Origin of the sequence: Enterococcus pseudoavium NBRC 100491 (assembly GCF_001544295.1) — a bacterium.
Classification (GTDB): Bacteria; Bacillota; Bacilli; order Lactobacillales; family Enterococcaceae; genus Enterococcus_A; species Enterococcus_A pseudoavium.
On the sequence record NZ_BCQF01000007.1, the window covers coordinates 73,434 to 88,922 of the forward strand.

The following is a 15,489-nucleotide window of genomic DNA, read 5'->3' on the forward strand; positions in this document are numbered from 1 at the left end:
TTATCTTTTGTAACGTTATTGTAACGTAAGAAATATAACTGTAAACTAGGAATGAGAATTTTTTTCAAATTTATTTGGCTGGTCGATAGCCAGCTTTTTTAGCTTCTTCGATCGTCTTGAACCAGGCTTTGGGATTGGTCGTCTGATCGTAGTACTTGCTGCCGGGCAGGTGATAGACGCCGCTTTTTGACCCTTTGATCAACCCGTTGCCATTGCTGTCCACGTATTCTTTGGCGCTGGCGGGACTGCTTGAAGGAGTGGACTGCGTTGTTTTTTCAATCTGACTAGTGCCATCCGCATAGTTTAGCGTGACGCCCTTTTGGACGTTGAAGATGTAGACGTTGAACTTGACGGCATCGTTGTTGATTGATTGGGCCATCATATGGACTCCGCGGGCCAGCAATTCATCGCCACGAAAAACCGGAACAACGGAGTAGCGAACATAATTTTTTGGACTTTTTTCTAGGTAGTAGCGGACATCCATTTCAAAACGTAACATCTCTGGACTATTTAATTGACGCGTGCCGGTGATCAAGTTTTTCCAATTGGCATTTTCGCCCGTCAGTTGGTAACCAATCAAATGCGAGCGATTGTAAAGGTACTGACCGTTGATTTTTTTATTGTGCCAGCCAGTCGGGGTGACGCTGGCGATTTCGCCCCGTTTTTCAGTCGGCATCAATTTTTGGTTCAATAAGGCTTCTGCTCCTGTCGCCCGATTTAAATGATCCAACGCTCCGTACGTTTCCCAAGGTCCGTTAGTCGTTTTCAGGTCTTCTTTTGAAAAGGTCGGCTGATTTTGATTGATTTCAATCGTTTGCGTCCCGTTATAAGTAAGCGCGGCTAAATCGGCTTGTGACACGCTCGAACCCGTTTGTTTTTGGGTTTGACTGGTGGTGGGCGTCGTTTTTTTGGGGGCATCAGGTTGTTTTTGTAAGCTGTAAACAGCGAAACTAGCTGCCACAATCAGGATCGTGACAACTAGTTTAGATTTCTTGGACAAGGGATTTGCTCCTCTTCTAATTCATAAAATTCTTTATTCTGGGGCGCCAATAATCTTGATATATTCATCAGGATTCATAATTTCAAAATGTTTGGCGACTAGCTGATTGCGTTTATTGCGCCGGCCGGCAATATGGATCATGTATTTATTAGCGGGTAGGCGAAAGACATAACTGGAGAGATAACGGTCTTTGATCAAGACTTCGGTTTTTTCCTCGCCATCACTCATAATCAGTAAGGACATCATAATCGGCTTTTCTTGTAATAGGATGGTTTTTTCTAATAAGCCGCGGTATTCTTCCAAAAAATCACTTCCTTTGCAAAGCATTTGTCGCCTAATTTTAGCATTTTTTTACGATTATTGCTCTGATAATGGTAGCGCTCGAATCCTTTTAGTAAAATTTGTTAAAATAGAAGAAAAAAGTAGGTGGGAAGATGGCTTTTTGGAATCCTTGGCGGGGGTGTCGCCGCATTAGCGAAGGCTGCAAATATTGTTTCATTCATGAAGGCGATAAAAAACGCAAGATCGACACCAGTCAGATTGAAAAAACGGCGCAGTTTGCGGCCCCCGTTGAAAAAACGAAAACCGGTTATCGGATGAAGGGCGGGCAGACGGTCTATGTTTGCTTTTCCAGTGATTTTTTGCTGGCGGAAGCCGATATTTGGCGGGCTGAGTGTTGGCAAATGATCAAAGAACGGCCGGACTTGATGTTTGTCTTTTTAACCAAACGGCTCGAACGCTTATCCGCCGTACTGCCCGCCGATTGGGGTGCGGGCTACGAGAACGTGACCATCGGTGTTTCGGTGGAAAATCAGACGCGGGCCGATCAACGCTTGTCACTTTTACAAGAGTTGCCGATCAAACATAAAAACATTATTTGTCAGCCGTTATTGGAAGAAATTACCATTGGGGAGTATTTGAATGGAATCGAACGGGTGATGGCAGGTGGGGAATACCATCGACAGGCTCGACCGTTGAATTATGATTGGATCTTGAAAATACGTGCTGAAGCGATTGCGCAAGGAGTCCCTTTTGAATTTCGGCAATGTGGCACACATTTTATTAAGGACGGGAAGAGCTATCAATTAAGCTATCGCCAATTATTTTCTCAGGCGAAAAAGGCGGCGATTAATTGGTCTCCCCCAAAGTAAAAAGCAGGTTGAATTTCCGCTTGATAAACGAGCGCCCGTCACGGGGGGACCCGGCGTAGACCACCAGGCTTTCTTAGTGGCGTCTTTGCGCTATTGTTCGTGGAAAAAGCGTTGGATTTCTACTGCGGCCGCTTCTTCAGAATCAGAGGCGTGAATAACATTTTCAGTGGTACTAACAGCAAAATCACCACGTATGGTTCCGGGAGCGGCTGACAGGGGATTGGTCGCGCCAATCATACTGCGAACGATTTGAATAACATCCTTATTCTCTAATATAATGACAACGACTGGGCCAGAAGTCATATAATCGATCAGTGCTGGGAAAAAGTCGCGCTCTTTGAGATGATCATAGTGTTCTTGCACCTTTTTTGGTTCTAACATGGTTTGATACATCTTTTTGATGGTTAATCCGCGGTCTTCGAAGCGTTGGATAATCCGTCCGACTAGTTTTCTTTGGACACCGTCGGGTTTGATGATAACGAGAGTCTGTTCGGTCGAATCAAAATGAGCTGTCATGGCTAAAACTCCTTTTTGGTCGTTTTTACATTCAAGTACAATATACCTTTATCTTGTGAAAAAGTAAACTATTTTTAGCGAAAAAGAAAAAAATTTTCGTGATGAAGAATCATTCAAAACTATTTTTTTGCGCATCGTTCAAGTAAAATATCGCTAAGAGCGGGTCTGGTCAAGTAAATTTTTTCGGGATACTTAAAGTCAAAGAACTGATCGTGTCCATTTGAAATTATATTTCACCCAAATAAATACGATAATAGCGCAGTTTTTTGGTAGGGTGGCTGATGGTTTCTCGAGTTAAAGTAGCTTGCTTGTATAACTGTACGATTTTAAAATGGCAAAAAAAATAAGTTGAAGAACAGAAAATTTCTTTTCACTAAAAAGGAAGCTTAGAGAATTTTTTCTGTAAAAAATAATGTTCGATAATTCACAATTTCGTTTGACAGGTCATCCGTTCTATGGGATAATACTGAATTAAATCAGACAGGTTATTTTTGAGCGACAGATTGTTTTGGAAAGGTCTTATATTTTTTTAGCTCGATTTGTGATTTTTTTCACTAAAATTTAAAGGAGAGTAAACAGTATGAAAAAGAAGAGTTTGCAGATTCCGTTTTATTGTGTCAATTCAGAGGTGTTATGGAGAGGGACAGATGCGGTAAATAACGTAATTCCAATTGATCAAAAAATAGCGCAATTAAATTTAGATGCAATTTTTACTGCCAGGCCAACGGACGTTCCTTTAATTAAAGCAGCAACAAATCGGATTCATGTCGGGGTTGTTTATGAAGATTCGATGCGCAATCGGTTGGAAAAAATCAAAACAGATGGTGCCGATGTTTTAATCTTGGATGATATCGATCAAGCCAATACAGTAACGGCTTTGGATAAAATCATTGAAGAGGCAAATGCGTTAGGCTTCATTATTTTGGCACGAGTGACGAATCCTTTAAAACTGGAAAAGAAACTTTTAAATCAAATTCAAATCATTAAATGGAAAACCGATCAAGTGGGTGCAAAAGACAATCTGACCGAAAAAGAAATCAAGGCTGCGGTCAGGACGCTAAAAAACGAAAATCCCAATCTGTCAATTATTTACGGAGCGAAGAAAATTTCCACGAGTGTAGTGCTGAACTCCTTGCTGAAGGGGATGGATGGGGTAGGCGAGTACAGTGGGTGCAAGAATACCTATAAAGATTTTGGGAAAATGCTCTATGCCCTCAATGATTATAAAAAGGTGCAAACATTTATCAATTCATAGTGCCATTTTGAAAATAGTTATCCAATTTTTAAATGAAAACAAAATGTCACGCTGACCAACTGGGACCAGCGTGACGTTTTGTTTATTCTGATAAGTCTTCTTCGAATTTTTCTTCAACTTTTCCGGCCGCAGCGACGCGTTGATTTCCTTTATGGAGCTCAATGATCGTCCAAGCTAAGAGTGCCAACACAACGGCGATTAAGATATAAGCGATCGTGTGGGCGGTCAATAATTCAGTCGCAGAAGGGGAATCACCGAAGAATCCCTCGATTTGACTAGGTAAACCAATCAAGTTCAAATAAGTCAAGCCGATTACGGAGATCCAGCCAAGTAACTGGATGATCTTTTTGTTTTTGAACCGCTCGCCCATTTCAGCCGAACTATTAGTCATCATCAATAGAGGCAGCATTGAAAAAGGTAGGGCGAAAGCTAAAAAGACTTGTGAATTATTCATTAGATTATTCAAAGCTTCGTGTTCTTCAATCACACTTTTTCCACTAAAGAGCAAGACACAGATTAAGACTGGGACAACGGAGATCAGCCGAGTAACTAACCGTCGTAACCAGATCGGCATCCTCATATGGATAAAGCCTTCCATGATGACTTGTCCCGTCAATGTTCCGGTGATCGTGGAGTTTTGGCCGGAAGCTAATAAGGCGACAGCGAATAGGGTGGACAAGGTTCCCGTTTTGGCAACATTCATCAAGATCCCATTGCTCATGGTCGTCGGATTGGATAAAGCTTCATACAATCCGAAGAAAGAAGGATCTTTGACCGTTCCGGTTTTAAAGACGGCGACTCCCATAATTAACAACAAGGCATTAACGATAAAAGCCATCGATAATTGGATGTTGGAGTCCCAAGTAGTAAAACGAACCGCATTGGCAACTTCATCTTCGTCGGCATGATTGATTTTGCGTGTTTGTGAAACCGCTGAATGAAGATATAAATTATGAGGCATCACAGTTGCGCCGATAATTCCTAAAGCTCCGGTCAATGGGGTTTGCCCGCCGATTGCTGGAGTATTTGCAAAAGTTTCATGGGTGGGGACGAACCCTTTTAAGACATCGCCCCAGTTCGGATCAGATAAAGCCACTTGATAAATAAATACAAAGAGAATTACGAAGATCAAACAGACAACAATCGCTTCAATTTTTCGAAAACCGATTTTAGTCAAGAGTAAGAGGACCAGCACATCAAAAACAGTGATGAAGACGGCGATGACTAATGGAATATCAAATAGTAAATACAAGGCGATCGCCGCTCCGATCACCTCAGCGATATCCGTCGCCATGATCGCCAACTCGGTCAAGATCCATAGGACAATCCCTAAAGATTTACTAGTTCGGGCTCGAATTGCTTGAGCTAAGTCCATTTGAGTGACGATTCCCAGTTTAGCTGCCATATATTGCAAAAGCATGGCGACCAAACTAGATAGTAAAATAACCGACATCAATAAATATTGGAAATTTTGTCCGCCGGTGATGGAGGTGGACCAATTTCCTGGGTCCATATAGCCGACGGCAACGAGTGCCCCAGGTCCTGAATAGGCGAGCAAGGTGCGCCAGAAATTTTTGCCTTTCGGTACTTCCACAGTACCATTGACTTCTTCTAAAGAAAGTCCGTTTGTATGTTTCAAAATGGGATGTTTACTTGAGCTCAAAAGATTCCCACCTTTCTATAAACTTTTCTACGTTGACATCATACACCCAAATTCAGGAAAATAAAAGAAAAAGATTCGGCGTGCCTAAAATCTCTTCGGTTGATTTAATATCCGTTAATTTTAATTTACACGAAAGTTGAAGATATGGCGAGAAAAGAGCCGAGCTCCAGGAAAATCTAAAAAAAAAGCGACAATAAATTTGATTATTTTTTTGCCGAAGCAGCGGGTGAAAAAAATAAATCGCTGAAGAAAGTAGGATAATACCACGTGTGAGCAATGTGAAAGGATCAAACAACAGGATTTGTCAAAAGTAGTGAAATAGCCTATATTGAAAGCGGTAACAAAAATAGGGAGGGGAACGGAGGATATGACTGAGGCTTGGTTCACACCGCGGCAACTATTTTGTTTAAAGCGTAAAACGCTGGAAAAACGGTTAACGGACTATTATCAAGCATCTCAGGATGAAGACCTGACGATCCGTTACCTCGTAGCGTTGCAGGTACGGGATAAATTAGGGAGAGAAGATTTTAGTAAAATGTTGCCGGATTTGGTCCATCAAATCTTTTTAACGAGCCCGCTGAGCAAAACACTGCGCCATTATTTTCGCGATTTTGAAGCCTATTTTTCGAAAAAAGACTGGCGGAAGTTTTTACTGCGCCTAGCTTCCAGTGCCGGACAACGGGTCAAAGGCTTGGTTGCTGTCGGCCGAAAATTAACTAAACATCCGGTTAAACTACCTAAATTTCGCTTTTGGTTAAAAAAATCAATGAATGATCGCCGACCGTTAATCGCGGCAATTCACTGCCTTAAAATCGCAAAAGCCCCACCACTTCGTCTGTGTTAGACAAAGTAGTGGGGCAGAAAATTGAATGAAGTTTATTGACTGATTTCGATCACGCGATCGGTCCAATCTTGATAAAAACCTTCCTCATGGGAAACGACAATGACGGTGCCAGCAAAATTGGCTAGACTTTCTCGTAAACTGTCCTTGGTGGCTTGATCGATATGATTGGTCGGTTCATCCAAAATCAGCAGATTGCCTGTTTGCATGGTCATTTGACAAAGCTTGACTTTGGTTTGTTCGCCACCGCTCAAAGTGCTCAAAGGTTCTTGCGCTAATTGATTCGGTAGTCCAGCTTTGGCTAAATGTTTCCGTAAGTCTTTGACCGTTTCTTTGGGGAAATGGTCACTCAAATATTGCAGTGGGGTCTGATAAGGATTTTCCCATTGCAGGTCTTGTTCAAAATAATTGATTTTCGTATTCGCCGGAAAATGAAATTCACCGGAAAGTTTAGGAATCGCACCAATCAAGGTCTTCAGCAAGGTCGATTTTCCGATTCCGTTAAAGCCACGAATGGCGACTTTTTCACCGTAGCGCAAGGTGATATTGATGGGTGTCAACAACGGTCGCTGATAACCAATTACCAAGTCGGTCGTCTCTAAGGCGAGTGTTGTCACAATCGGTGCGTAAGGAAATTCAAAATGAGCGACCGCATTGGATGACGGCGGCGTCAAACGTTCGACTTTGTCTAATTGCTTTTGGCGACTTTTGGCCATCGTTGAACGGGAACCGGCTTTGTATTTGCGGATATAAGCTTCGGTTTTTTCAATCTGGCGTTTTTGAGCTGCATATTGTTTCAGATAAGTCTCTTGAAACTGCTCCTTTTGTTTTAACGCTTTGGTCAAATTTCCGGTATATTTCGTCAATTTTCCAAATTCGATGTCAGCGATATGGGTCGTGATTTGATTTAAAAAGTCGCGATCATGGGAGATCACCACAAAAGTGCCGGCAAAATCTTGTAAAAATTGACTCAGCCAAGTGACGTGTTCATCATCCAAATGGTTGGTTGGTTCATCGAGGATCAAGACATCTGGTTTTTCTAAAAGTAATTTCGCTAAAATCAGTTTTGAGCGCTGACCGCCGCTTAAATCCTCCAGTGGTGTGTCCATACCGAGCACATCTAGCCCTAAACCGCTGCTCATTTCTGCAATCAATGTGTCGATTTGATAGAAATCACCTTGATCCAATTCGGTTTGCAGCCGACCAGCTTTTTCCAATAATTTATCATCCAGTGACTCACTATATTCCATGTAAAGTTCGCCGATTCTGGCTTCTTTTTCAAAATCTGCGGCATAGGCAGTCTTCAAAAAAGCTCGAATCGATAACGTCGGATCTACTTCGACATACTGATCCAAATAGCCAACGCGAATGTTCTTTTGCCAAGCGATCGTGCCTTCATCCGGTAATTGTTCACCGGTGATAATTTTAATCAAGGTACTTTTTCCTGCGCCATTTTGTCCGATCAGGCCGAGATGTTCCCCTTTGTTTAAATGTAATTCTAAATCTTCATAGAGGATCTTGTCCCCAAATTGTTGGGCGATCCCAGTTAAATCTAAGATACTCATGTTTCTCCTACTTTCTTACTCAAATCCCCATCATCTAATAAAAGCAGGGGAGAGTCAAGTAAAAAAGAGTTCTTTTTTTAGAGCAGACTGATTTCTAAAGCTGGGCAGAAAATAAATAGGTGATAATATCTGAAATGACAGTAAACAGTTGCCAAAAGAAGGTGCCTGCCCAGCTAACTAGACTTACTAAAAATTCAGTGAATTGTTCCAATCGACTTCACACTCCTTTACTGAAAGAGACCGGCCAGCCAGTCGATCGGGTAAAGGGACAAGTGAAGGGTGATACGAGCTAACAAATAACTTATTGCGAAGAATGGAAATAACAATTGTTTCATAATTTTTTCAACCTCCATAGTTTCCTCCATAGTTTCGTTTCCTCAGTATAACGTGTATGATTGGAAGTTTGACATTTATTTAGCTAATGAAAAACGAACAATTATGTAAGCTGAAGACAGCAAAAAAGCCCCTGCTTTCCATTTTAAGCAGAGGCTTTTAATTATAGGCTTCATTCATTGAGAAATGCGCTCCTTAAGCTGATTTTTTTAGATCGTTGATCGCTTGTTCAATGGTGATCCCAGTTGCTTGTTGGCCAGTGACTGATGAGTAGACAATAAAAATATTTTCTTCTAAGTCAAAGGTCACACGATAAGAATGTTCTTCTTGTTGAAAAGTCATTTTGTTTCCTCCTTTTTTATTTAATAACGAACTTACAAATAAAATTATAACATATTAAAATAAAATAATAAAATGAATTTGTGTTCATAAATTATTTTAATTATTTAAATTTTGAACACGGATTCTTAAGCTGATTAGGGGTGAGTTATCCTTTAGTCTATACGACACAAAAAATCCACACCAATCCTTTAAACGGATGGTGTGGATTTTCTTTCGCCCCTGCCAAGGAGCTTTATTATACCATTAAGCCGGCTGGTTGTGAAAAATCAGTTGCATCGCTCGTCTTAAAGGGAAAAAGACGAGGCTAACGATCAAGATCGTTGAAAAGATATTGATGACAGTTGCTGGCATCGTTGCTAATGCGGCGAAAAAAGCCGGTTTGAATTGCGCGCCAACGATCATCCCCATGACGGTCGCTTTGATAACGGACATGATAAATTTAGCGATACCGGCGAAGATGCCGATCACGATGATTTGCGATACGCGGGTTGGTTTTTGTTTGAACAAGGTAAAAGCCAAGTAGGCGGCCGCTCCGACAACGAAGCTTTCGACTAAAAAGTAGGGTGCTTCAGCCGCAAAGCCATTTAAGATATCAAAGATGAAAAAGCCGATCCCACCAGCTAGTGCGCCTTGCCAGTAGCCGATCAAAAGGACGGCTAGTAAGACGACGGAATTGCCAAAGTGGATAAACGCCCCCGTCGGTAAAGGAATTTTGATCATGGTTCCAATCAAAGTCAGCGCCGCAAAGAGGGCGATCAATACGAGGTTTTGAATTTTTCGATCAGTTTTCATCAACATACTCCATTCGTTTTTCTCCTTGAGTGTAAGCACCGTGCCACACGTGCCCAACATAAGGATTGATTTTTTCCCCTTGCGCAATTGCAGCTTGAACAAAGTCGATCGCTGTTTTGATGGCTGCTTCGATGGGGTAATTTTTGGCGATCGCCGCAGTAATCGCCGCAGCAAAGGTACATCCGGCGCCATGATTGTAAGGCGTTGCGATGACTGGATGGGGATAGGTCTGAAAGGTCTGCCCATCGTAATGTAAATCGAGCGTCTGCTCGCTATTTAAACGGGTACCGCCTTTAATGACGACATGTTCTACGCCTAGTAGCGCAATTTTCTTTGCAGCTTGTTGCATTTGTTTTTCTGAAGTGAGTTCGCCTAATTCAGACAAGATGCCCGCTTCGCGTAAATTGGGGGTGGTGATCAGTGCTTGGGGTAATAGTTTTTCCCGTAGCGCTTGGACTTGATCATTTTCAATAAAATCTTGGGTTCCTTTGCCGCCGATGACCGGATCCACGATCAATGGCCAGTTATTCGGAATTTTTGCGGCGGTCAATTCAATTATTTCCCGGGTCGGCAATAGACCAGTCTTTAGGGCATCGATCGGTCCGGCAAAAATGGAAGCTAACTGTTCTTGCAGCAGGGCGAGGGGCAGCTGGTGTAAACTGTGCCGTCCGGTTGCAGGATCTAGTGTAACAATCGAAGTGATTGCGGCTAAGCCAAAGGTGCCGAATTCTTGAAAAGTTTTTAGATCGGCCTCTAATCCGCCGCCGCCTGTGGCATCTGAGCCGGCGATGGTTGCGGTTTTTTTCATTGATTTCAACTCCTAACGCTAAGTGATCATAAATAAGGGCTTTTTTACATGTACAAAGCATAGTCTTTTCCTCAGCGGTTGAAAACAGCCAATTGGCTTTGTTTTCCCTCAGCCAATTAACGGGGAATAAAAAAAGTATGCGCCCCACGAAACGAGGGCGCATACTCACTGAGATTATTTTGTTTTCAGCCATTGATCCCGGATGGTATCTGTCAGGCGGATGATCCGTTTGCCGACTTCAGGATATTGGTTGGTGGCCAGGTTAGCTAAGGAAACGCGCACCGCCCATTCACTGCTACCAAAGGCGTTAGCTTTCAATAGCATCAATTGTTCATTTTCGGCGAGGGAAGTTAATACTTTGGTGACGGTCCATTTGTTTTTTAGATAATCAGCAAAGTCATTGCCATAACGTTTGCGGGTCCAATCTTCATAATTGATCTCGCAGTAGTAAGCTGTATCTAAATCTTCTAACGGTTCTTGCAGTCCTAATGTATGGAACAACAATCGTTCCCGTTGACGGCAGATATCCATGACTTCGGCTTTGTAGGCTTGTCCTTCATCTAACAGACTGTACAAGCTAAACATCACCATCATGACTTGCTGTGGTGCGGATAAGCCAGAAGCATGATTCAAGGCCACATCACGGCTGTCGGCTACGATTCGATCAATGAAAGTAATCGTGGTTGGATCGGCAGTTAATGAAGCATAGCGTTCATTCAATTGTTGGATCTTGTCTTGCGGCAAGTTGGCGATCAATTCGTCAAACAGATTGTGTTTAGCGACTGCGATCGTACCGACCCGCCAGCCGGTTGCACCAAAATATTTTGAATAAGAATAGATACAAGCAGTGTTGTAAGGAATTTCTGAAAATAGTGATGTGAAAACTGGGACAAATGTGCCATAAACATCATCGGTTAAAATCATCAATTCTGGGTTGTCGGTTGCCACGATTTCTTTTAAGAGTTCGATCGTCGGTTGGGCCAAAGCGTTAGCGGTCGGATTACTTGGGTTCACGACAAAGACTGCTTTGATTTCAGCATCCCGCAGCTTATTGATTTCAGCATCCGGATATTGATAGGTCATCTTACCATCAAGCATTGTTTGCTCTGCTTGGACTTTGACGATCTCAAAAGAATATTTTGGCAATTCTGGAATTTCTAAGTAGGGTGCAAAGGTTGGTAACATCAAAGCGATTTTATCGCCGCGATTTAATAAGAAATTATTCAACAAAGTATCGAAAATATAACAAATTCCCGCAGTTCCGCCTTCGACAGCAAAAATATCAAAAGGTGTAGTACTGTTAGAAAACAATTCTTGGTTTAAATAAGCCTTGATTGGCCCTTCGCAGGCGCTTAAACAGCGGACGGGATTGGGGTAGTTGTCACCAATGATATGATCTAACATATCAGTTAGCCAAGCTTCTTTCGGCATTCCGAGATAATTGTTGTCGGAAAACCAGATTTTCTTCAAGAAATCGGCACCTTTGCCCGGGTGTGCAGCTAAAAAATCAACGAAACGTTGACTGCGGCCTGCATCGGCTTGAATCATTCCGGCAGTTAGTTCACCTGGACCATATAACGTTTCTTGGGTAGCGAATTGCCCAAGTAAAAAGAAAGCTTCGCGCGGGGTAGGGGCGGTCCAGTTAGGATTTCCTCGGCCAGCATTTAGTAAGTTCGTGACTTTATTATTTTCATGAATTTTTTGTTCTAAAAAGAGACTTAATTCAAAAGGACTTAGCTCTTCTAGGGCTTGTTCGGTAATTGTAGACACAAATACGACTCCTTTTATGGTTTATTTAATTTCATAGTAACGAGAATAATTTTTAATACAGCGTAAATACGCTTAGAGTTTATGAGAAAGTTTCTGTTAAAATCCAAAGAAATAAAATGTGTTTTTTTCTAATAACTACTCAAAGGCGCATGGTTGACGCGAAGCGAACGCTTACAAAAATCTTAGAATTCATTTTTGCTGTTTTTTTGCGTAAAAATTTCAGTCTTTGGACCCATGCCAAAACTTAAGAAACAGGGCATACTAGTCTTGTAAGTGAATGATTCACGGGAACGACTATGAGAGTAAGAGATGAGGAGGAATTATAAATGGAACAATTGATTGCAATCGCCTTTATTGCGTTGCTGATTTTCTTTGTGGTAAAAGTTGGCTCGGTTTTATGGCGGATCGCCGGTGTCCTATTTTTACTATTTATCATTTATATTTATAAGGATCAAGCGATCGCACAAGTTCAGCATTTCATCGCAAATCCAGATTTCGGTGGGTTATGGCAAAGCGTCTCCGGTTTCTTCGGCGATTTGTTTGATAAAGTCGTGGGCTTTGTCAGTATGGTAATTGAATAAGCCAGTTAGCAGGACGGTAAAACGTTCTGCTTTTTTTGTACGATCAAGTCTTTTTTTCACTGAAAGAATGGTAAAATGGAAGCGTTCAACGGTTGGTTGAGTCTAATTTGGCTAGTTTCAACGAGCGGTTCATTGCCGATTTTATTGGGGAGAGGTATCTTTATGGTGGAAATAGGAACAAAGATCAAAGAATTACGGGAAGCGAAAAAGATGACGCAAAAGGACTTGGCCGAGCTTTTGAATGTGACGCCGCAAGCCGTGTCCAAATGGGAGCGGAATAAAAGTTATCCGGATCTTGATACGTTGCTTAAACTCAGCCAGTATTTTCAGATTTCAACGGATAAATTGTTAGGTAATTCCAAACCGTCCTTTCTAGCGTTGCTGTTTGCCAAACAAGGGGGAGCAAAGCAGATGAATAAGCAGTCGGAAGCCAATAAAACGTATCCAGCCGGAACCGTTCCAAAAGCCGTCAAAGTAGAAAATTTGGCCACTTTTTTGCGGGTCACCTTTGACAATGGGGAGACGCGCTATTTAAGAACACGCCTGAACGAAGACATTGTACAACATCCATTCACTCGTAAAAAAGAAAATGGAAAGCGTTCGGTCTTTTTTGCCGGTGCGCGACAACAGTGGATTGGCTCGGATTTTGAGATTAAGGCAAACGGGGAAGTCGTGATGAACGGAACCGATAGTTATTCGCCCGAAGAACTTTGGTATGATAGTAAATCCCAGATCCATGAGTTATAAGAGCCGGTGCGTTTAAGGAAAAGAGCTAGATAATAGGAATACAAAGGCGAGCATCCTCCTGAAAGCACAGGGGAGGATGCTCGCTTTTTTTCTTGGTGAAGGGTGAAAGGCCGATTGCAGGACTCTATAAAAAAGCTAATTGCGCAAATCCTGCGCTAAATATTTTTGGCAACGACGATAACTGGACAAAACAACTGTCGGCAGATCCACATGGGGGATGAAGCCAGTCCCATTTGGACCATAGCCTTCTTCCGTATCATATAGGCGCCGAATTTCACCAACGACTAAAGATAAAAAGTACTCGGTTGACCACCAGTTGTCCATCTGGGGATTTGCAAAATGTGGTCGATCAGTAAAAGTGCGCAATCTTGGCTGTTCAAAGCTCAGCGGTTGGATCGCGGTTAGCGGCAAGTCCCACTCTTTGCTAAAGGTCAAATGAGTCCGTTTTTGCAAAAGCGGATCTTGCAGGAGCCAGAAGGTTTTCGGGGCCTCCTTTTGAAAGAGCTGTCGCGAAAAACGGGCATTTTCACCAGTATTGGTAGATGCTTTTTCTAAGCGGAAATTGAGGGGGCGTTGGCAATAGTGCTTAAAGATCGCTTGCGTGATTTCCGCTTCAGATAGCAATTCCCAGTCGCCTTTGATCAGTTCGGGGAATTCTTTTCGGCAATGATTAATTAACGGCTTCGTTCCGTGGCCGATACCGCCGATGAAAACGACCTGTTGGATGCTCGGTTCCGCTTCACAAAATTCGGCGGCCGAGCGGATCAACTCTGTTAAACTATTGCCGGCGATCATCAAGGTATCCGCTGTAAAGTGGGGATTATCAGGGACGGTTGTCAAAAAATCGACGAGGGTAGCTAAATCAGACATAACATTTTTCTCCTTTATTAGAGTCAGTGCGGCTTGTTTCGCTCTTATAATAGTAGCAAATGGCGAGCCAGAAAAAAACTGCCGAGGAAAATCTCGACAGTTGATGATTAAAATAAATAACGGACAAAGAAGAACAGGCAGGAAACTAGCAGAATAAGCGCTAAAACTAGCCAACTGCGCTGATTAAACCATAAAAATTTCCCATAACAGAAGGCTGCGGCCGCACCTGTTAAGAGACTAAGTAGATCCATTACTTCGCGATGTTCGACGATTCGTGCCAGAGTTAGGACACTGAATAGGATTAAACTAAAAATACCTGCGGTGGCGACAGCAAGATCTGTACTGGTCTGTTTTCGATTTTTTTCCATGTGAGGCCTCCCTTATCTGATGAGATTAATTTTTGATTACATTTTGATACGGATTCACACTTAAATTAAGTGAAAACGAATTCTTATCACATTCCTTGTTGTTTTTATTATAAATGAATCCGGTTGCGATGTCACGTATAGACAAATTTATAATTTTATAAAATGGTTATTTTTTGGTTTTTAGCCGCAACCGGCAGTTTTGAAGTATAATTTACTGAATATTAGTGTATACTCGGTAGGTGAAAGAGGTGGAGATATGACAACTTTTTATTTTGTTCGACATGGAAAAACCGAAATCAATGCGGAAGGACGCTTCAATGGAGGCACAGTCGATTCCCCTTTAGTTCCGTCTGGGGTGGTAGCCACGCAGAAAATGGCAGAGCATTTAAAAAATGTTTCCTTTGATTTGGCGTTGGCTTCTCCGCAACAACGCGCCCAAACGACAGCGGAAATCATATTAGCAGAAAATGAGCAAGCACCCCAGCTGACGATTGTTGAAGAGCTGCGTGAATTACGCTTAGGAGATTGGGATGGTCAGCCGATTGATCAGATCAAAGCAAACTATCCGCAAGAGCTGATTTATTATCGGACGCGCCCAGATTTATTTGATGCCCAAAGATTTCACGCAGAAGATTATCAAACTTTGATTACCCGCAGTATGCAAGTCATTGACATGACCGCCAAAAACCAGCCGGAGGGCAACGTGTTAGTAGTGACCCACGGCATTTTATTGATCGCTTTATTGAATACATTAAAAGGCCTACCGTTAGCGAAAATCCGCGAAGGTGGAATCGTTGATAATTCTAGCTTAACGATTTTAAACTATTCTGAGGGCAAAGCGCTGTTTGAAACTTGGGGACAGACCTTCTAGCTGATATAAAAAATGG

At 42.2% G+C, this 15,489-nt stretch carries 18 protein-coding genes; 6 read left to right on the top strand and 12 right to left on the bottom strand.

The window, feature by feature from the left end:
- Positions 1–70: 70 nt before the first annotated feature.
- Both EP1_RS05085 and EP1_RS05090 read right to left on the bottom strand, forming a co-directional pair.
- Positions 71–1,000, bottom strand: a complete 930-nt coding sequence (locus EP1_RS05085; protein ID WP_067624446.1) for a DNA/RNA non-specific endonuclease — start codon at positions 998–1,000, stop codon at positions 71–73.
- Between the two features lie 33 nt (positions 1,001–1,033).
- Positions 1,034–1,303: a hypothetical protein gene (locus EP1_RS05090; RefSeq protein WP_067624450.1), complete on the bottom strand. Its 270-nt coding sequence runs from the start codon at positions 1,301–1,303 to the stop codon at positions 1,034–1,036.
- A gap of 131 nt (positions 1,304–1,434) precedes the next feature.
- Between EP1_RS05090 and EP1_RS05095 the strand changes: the two genes are divergently transcribed.
- Positions 1,435–2,151, top strand: coding sequence for a DUF5131 family protein (locus EP1_RS05095; RefSeq protein WP_067624453.1), 717 nt, complete (start codon positions 1,435–1,437; stop codon positions 2,149–2,151).
- 90 nt (positions 2,152–2,241) lie between these two features.
- Here the strand turns inward: EP1_RS05095 and ndk are convergent, their stop codons facing one another.
- A complete protein-coding gene (ndk, locus tag EP1_RS05100) occupies positions 2,242–2,667 on the bottom strand; it encodes a nucleoside-diphosphate kinase (RefSeq protein ID WP_067624456.1) in 426 nt (141 codons plus the stop codon).
- Between the two features lie 580 nt (positions 2,668–3,247).
- Here ndk and EP1_RS05105 point away from each other — a divergent pair.
- Complete coding sequence (locus EP1_RS05105; protein ID WP_067624458.1) at positions 3,248–3,922, top strand: hypothetical protein; 675 nt, start codon at positions 3,248–3,250, stop codon at positions 3,920–3,922.
- An 82-nt stretch (positions 3,923–4,004) separates the two neighbouring features.
- On the opposite strand, the gene EP1_RS05110 is transcribed toward EP1_RS05105, so the two are convergent.
- The gene (locus EP1_RS05110; RefSeq protein ID WP_067624468.1) at positions 4,005–5,585 is read right to left on the bottom strand and encodes an Nramp family divalent metal transporter; all 1,581 of its coding nucleotides are present in this window, start codon (positions 5,583–5,585) and stop codon (positions 4,005–4,007) included.
- Positions 5,586–5,952: 367 nt separating this feature from the next.
- On the opposite strand from EP1_RS05110, the gene EP1_RS05115 reads away from it, so the two are divergent.
- Positions 5,953–6,429 (top strand): hypothetical protein, encoded by a 477-nt coding sequence (locus EP1_RS05115; RefSeq protein ID WP_067624471.1) that lies wholly within the window; start codon positions 5,953–5,955, stop codon positions 6,427–6,429.
- 32 nt (positions 6,430–6,461) lie between these two features.
- Here the strand turns inward: EP1_RS05115 and EP1_RS05120 are convergent, their stop codons facing one another.
- From EP1_RS05120 to aspD, 6 genes are all read right to left on the bottom strand, one after another.
- Positions 6,462–7,991 carry an ABC-F family ATP-binding cassette domain-containing protein gene (locus tag EP1_RS05120; protein ID WP_067624473.1) on the bottom strand — a complete coding sequence of 510 codons (1,530 nt, stop codon included), beginning with the start codon at positions 7,989–7,991 and terminating at the stop codon, positions 6,462–6,464.
- 227 nt (positions 7,992–8,218) lie between these two features.
- Complete coding sequence (locus EP1_RS13420) at positions 8,219–8,356, bottom strand: hypothetical protein (protein WP_157065577.1); 138 nt, start codon at positions 8,354–8,356, stop codon at positions 8,219–8,221.
- A 163-nt stretch (positions 8,357–8,519) separates the two neighbouring features.
- Positions 8,520–8,666 (bottom strand): hypothetical protein, encoded by a 147-nt coding sequence (locus EP1_RS13515; RefSeq protein WP_167540745.1) that lies wholly within the window; start codon positions 8,664–8,666, stop codon positions 8,520–8,522.
- A 243-nt stretch (positions 8,667–8,909) separates the two neighbouring features.
- Entirely contained in the window at positions 8,910–9,458 is a 549-nt protein-coding gene (locus EP1_RS05125; RefSeq protein WP_067624476.1) for an ECF transporter S component, read from the bottom strand.
- Positions 9,448–10,266, bottom strand: a complete 819-nt coding sequence (gene thiD, locus EP1_RS05130) for a bifunctional hydroxymethylpyrimidine kinase/phosphomethylpyrimidine kinase (protein WP_067624479.1) — start codon at positions 10,264–10,266, stop codon at positions 9,448–9,450. The genes EP1_RS05125 and thiD overlap by 11 nt, the downstream gene beginning before the upstream one ends.
- A 174-nt stretch (positions 10,267–10,440) precedes the next feature.
- On the bottom strand, positions 10,441–12,036 hold the full coding sequence (aspD, locus tag EP1_RS05135; RefSeq protein WP_067624482.1) for an aspartate 4-decarboxylase: 1,596 nt from the start codon (positions 12,034–12,036) through the stop codon (positions 10,441–10,443).
- A gap of 326 nt (positions 12,037–12,362) precedes the next feature.
- On the opposite strand from aspD, the gene EP1_RS05140 reads away from it, so the two are divergent.
- Both EP1_RS05140 and EP1_RS05145 read left to right on the top strand, forming a co-directional pair.
- On the top strand, positions 12,363–12,617 hold the full coding sequence (locus tag EP1_RS05140; protein WP_067624485.1) for a hypothetical protein: 255 nt from the start codon (positions 12,363–12,365) through the stop codon (positions 12,615–12,617).
- Between the two features lie 162 nt (positions 12,618–12,779).
- On the top strand, positions 12,780–13,364 hold the full coding sequence (locus EP1_RS05145; protein WP_067624547.1) for a helix-turn-helix domain-containing protein: 585 nt from the start codon (positions 12,780–12,782) through the stop codon (positions 13,362–13,364).
- A 135-nt stretch (positions 13,365–13,499) separates the two neighbouring features.
- On the opposite strand, the gene EP1_RS05150 is transcribed toward EP1_RS05145, so the two are convergent.
- Entirely contained in the window at positions 13,500–14,234 is a 735-nt protein-coding gene (locus EP1_RS05150; protein ID WP_067624488.1) for an ElyC/SanA/YdcF family protein, read from the bottom strand.
- Between the two features lie 107 nt (positions 14,235–14,341).
- On the bottom strand, positions 14,342–14,602 hold the full coding sequence (locus EP1_RS05155) for a DUF6442 family protein (RefSeq protein WP_067624492.1): 261 nt from the start codon (positions 14,600–14,602) through the stop codon (positions 14,342–14,344).
- A gap of 256 nt (positions 14,603–14,858) precedes the next feature.
- On the opposite strand from EP1_RS05155, the gene EP1_RS05160 reads away from it, so the two are divergent.
- Positions 14,859–15,473, top strand: coding sequence for a histidine phosphatase family protein (locus EP1_RS05160; RefSeq protein ID WP_067624495.1), 615 nt, complete (start codon positions 14,859–14,861; stop codon positions 15,471–15,473).
- The last annotated feature ends 16 nt before the right edge of the window (positions 15,474–15,489 follow it).

Coding starts and splice junctions, on each gene's coding strand:
- ndk (WP_067624456.1), bottom strand. CDS start 2,667: ATGACAGCTCATTTTGATTCGACCGAACAGACTCTCGTTATCATCAAA.
- EP1_RS05095 (WP_067624453.1), top strand. CDS start 1,435: ATGGCTTTTTGGAATCCTTGGCGGGGGTGTCGCCGCATTAGCGAAGGC.
- EP1_RS05145 (WP_067624547.1), top strand. CDS start 12,780: ATGGTGGAAATAGGAACAAAGATCAAAGAATTACGGGAAGCGAAAAAG.
- EP1_RS13420 (WP_157065577.1), bottom strand. CDS start 8,356: ATGGAGGAAACTATGGAGGTTGAAAAAATTATGAAACAATTGTTATTT.
- EP1_RS05155 (WP_067624492.1), bottom strand. CDS start 14,602: ATGGAAAAAAATCGAAAACAGACCAGTACAGATCTTGCTGTCGCCACC.
- EP1_RS05115 (WP_067624471.1), top strand. CDS start 5,953: ATGACTGAGGCTTGGTTCACACCGCGGCAACTATTTTGTTTAAAGCGT.
- EP1_RS05160 (WP_067624495.1), top strand. CDS start 14,859: ATGACAACTTTTTATTTTGTTCGACATGGAAAAACCGAAATCAATGCG.
- EP1_RS05125 (WP_067624476.1), bottom strand. CDS start 9,458: ATGAAAACTGATCGAAAAATTCAAAACCTCGTATTGATCGCCCTCTTT.
- EP1_RS05105 (WP_067624458.1), top strand. CDS start 3,248: ATGAAAAAGAAGAGTTTGCAGATTCCGTTTTATTGTGTCAATTCAGAG.
- EP1_RS05140 (WP_067624485.1), top strand. CDS start 12,363: ATGGAACAATTGATTGCAATCGCCTTTATTGCGTTGCTGATTTTCTTT.
- EP1_RS05120 (WP_067624473.1), bottom strand. CDS start 7,991: ATGAGTATCTTAGATTTAACTGGGATCGCCCAACAATTTGGGGACAAG.
- EP1_RS13515 (WP_167540745.1), bottom strand. CDS start 8,666: ATGACTTTTCAACAAGAAGAACATTCTTATCGTGTGACCTTTGACTTA.
- EP1_RS05150 (WP_067624488.1), bottom strand. CDS start 14,234: ATGTCTGATTTAGCTACCCTCGTCGATTTTTTGACAACCGTCCCTGAT.
- thiD (WP_067624479.1), bottom strand. CDS start 10,266: ATGAAAAAAACCGCAACCATCGCCGGCTCAGATGCCACAGGCGGCGGC.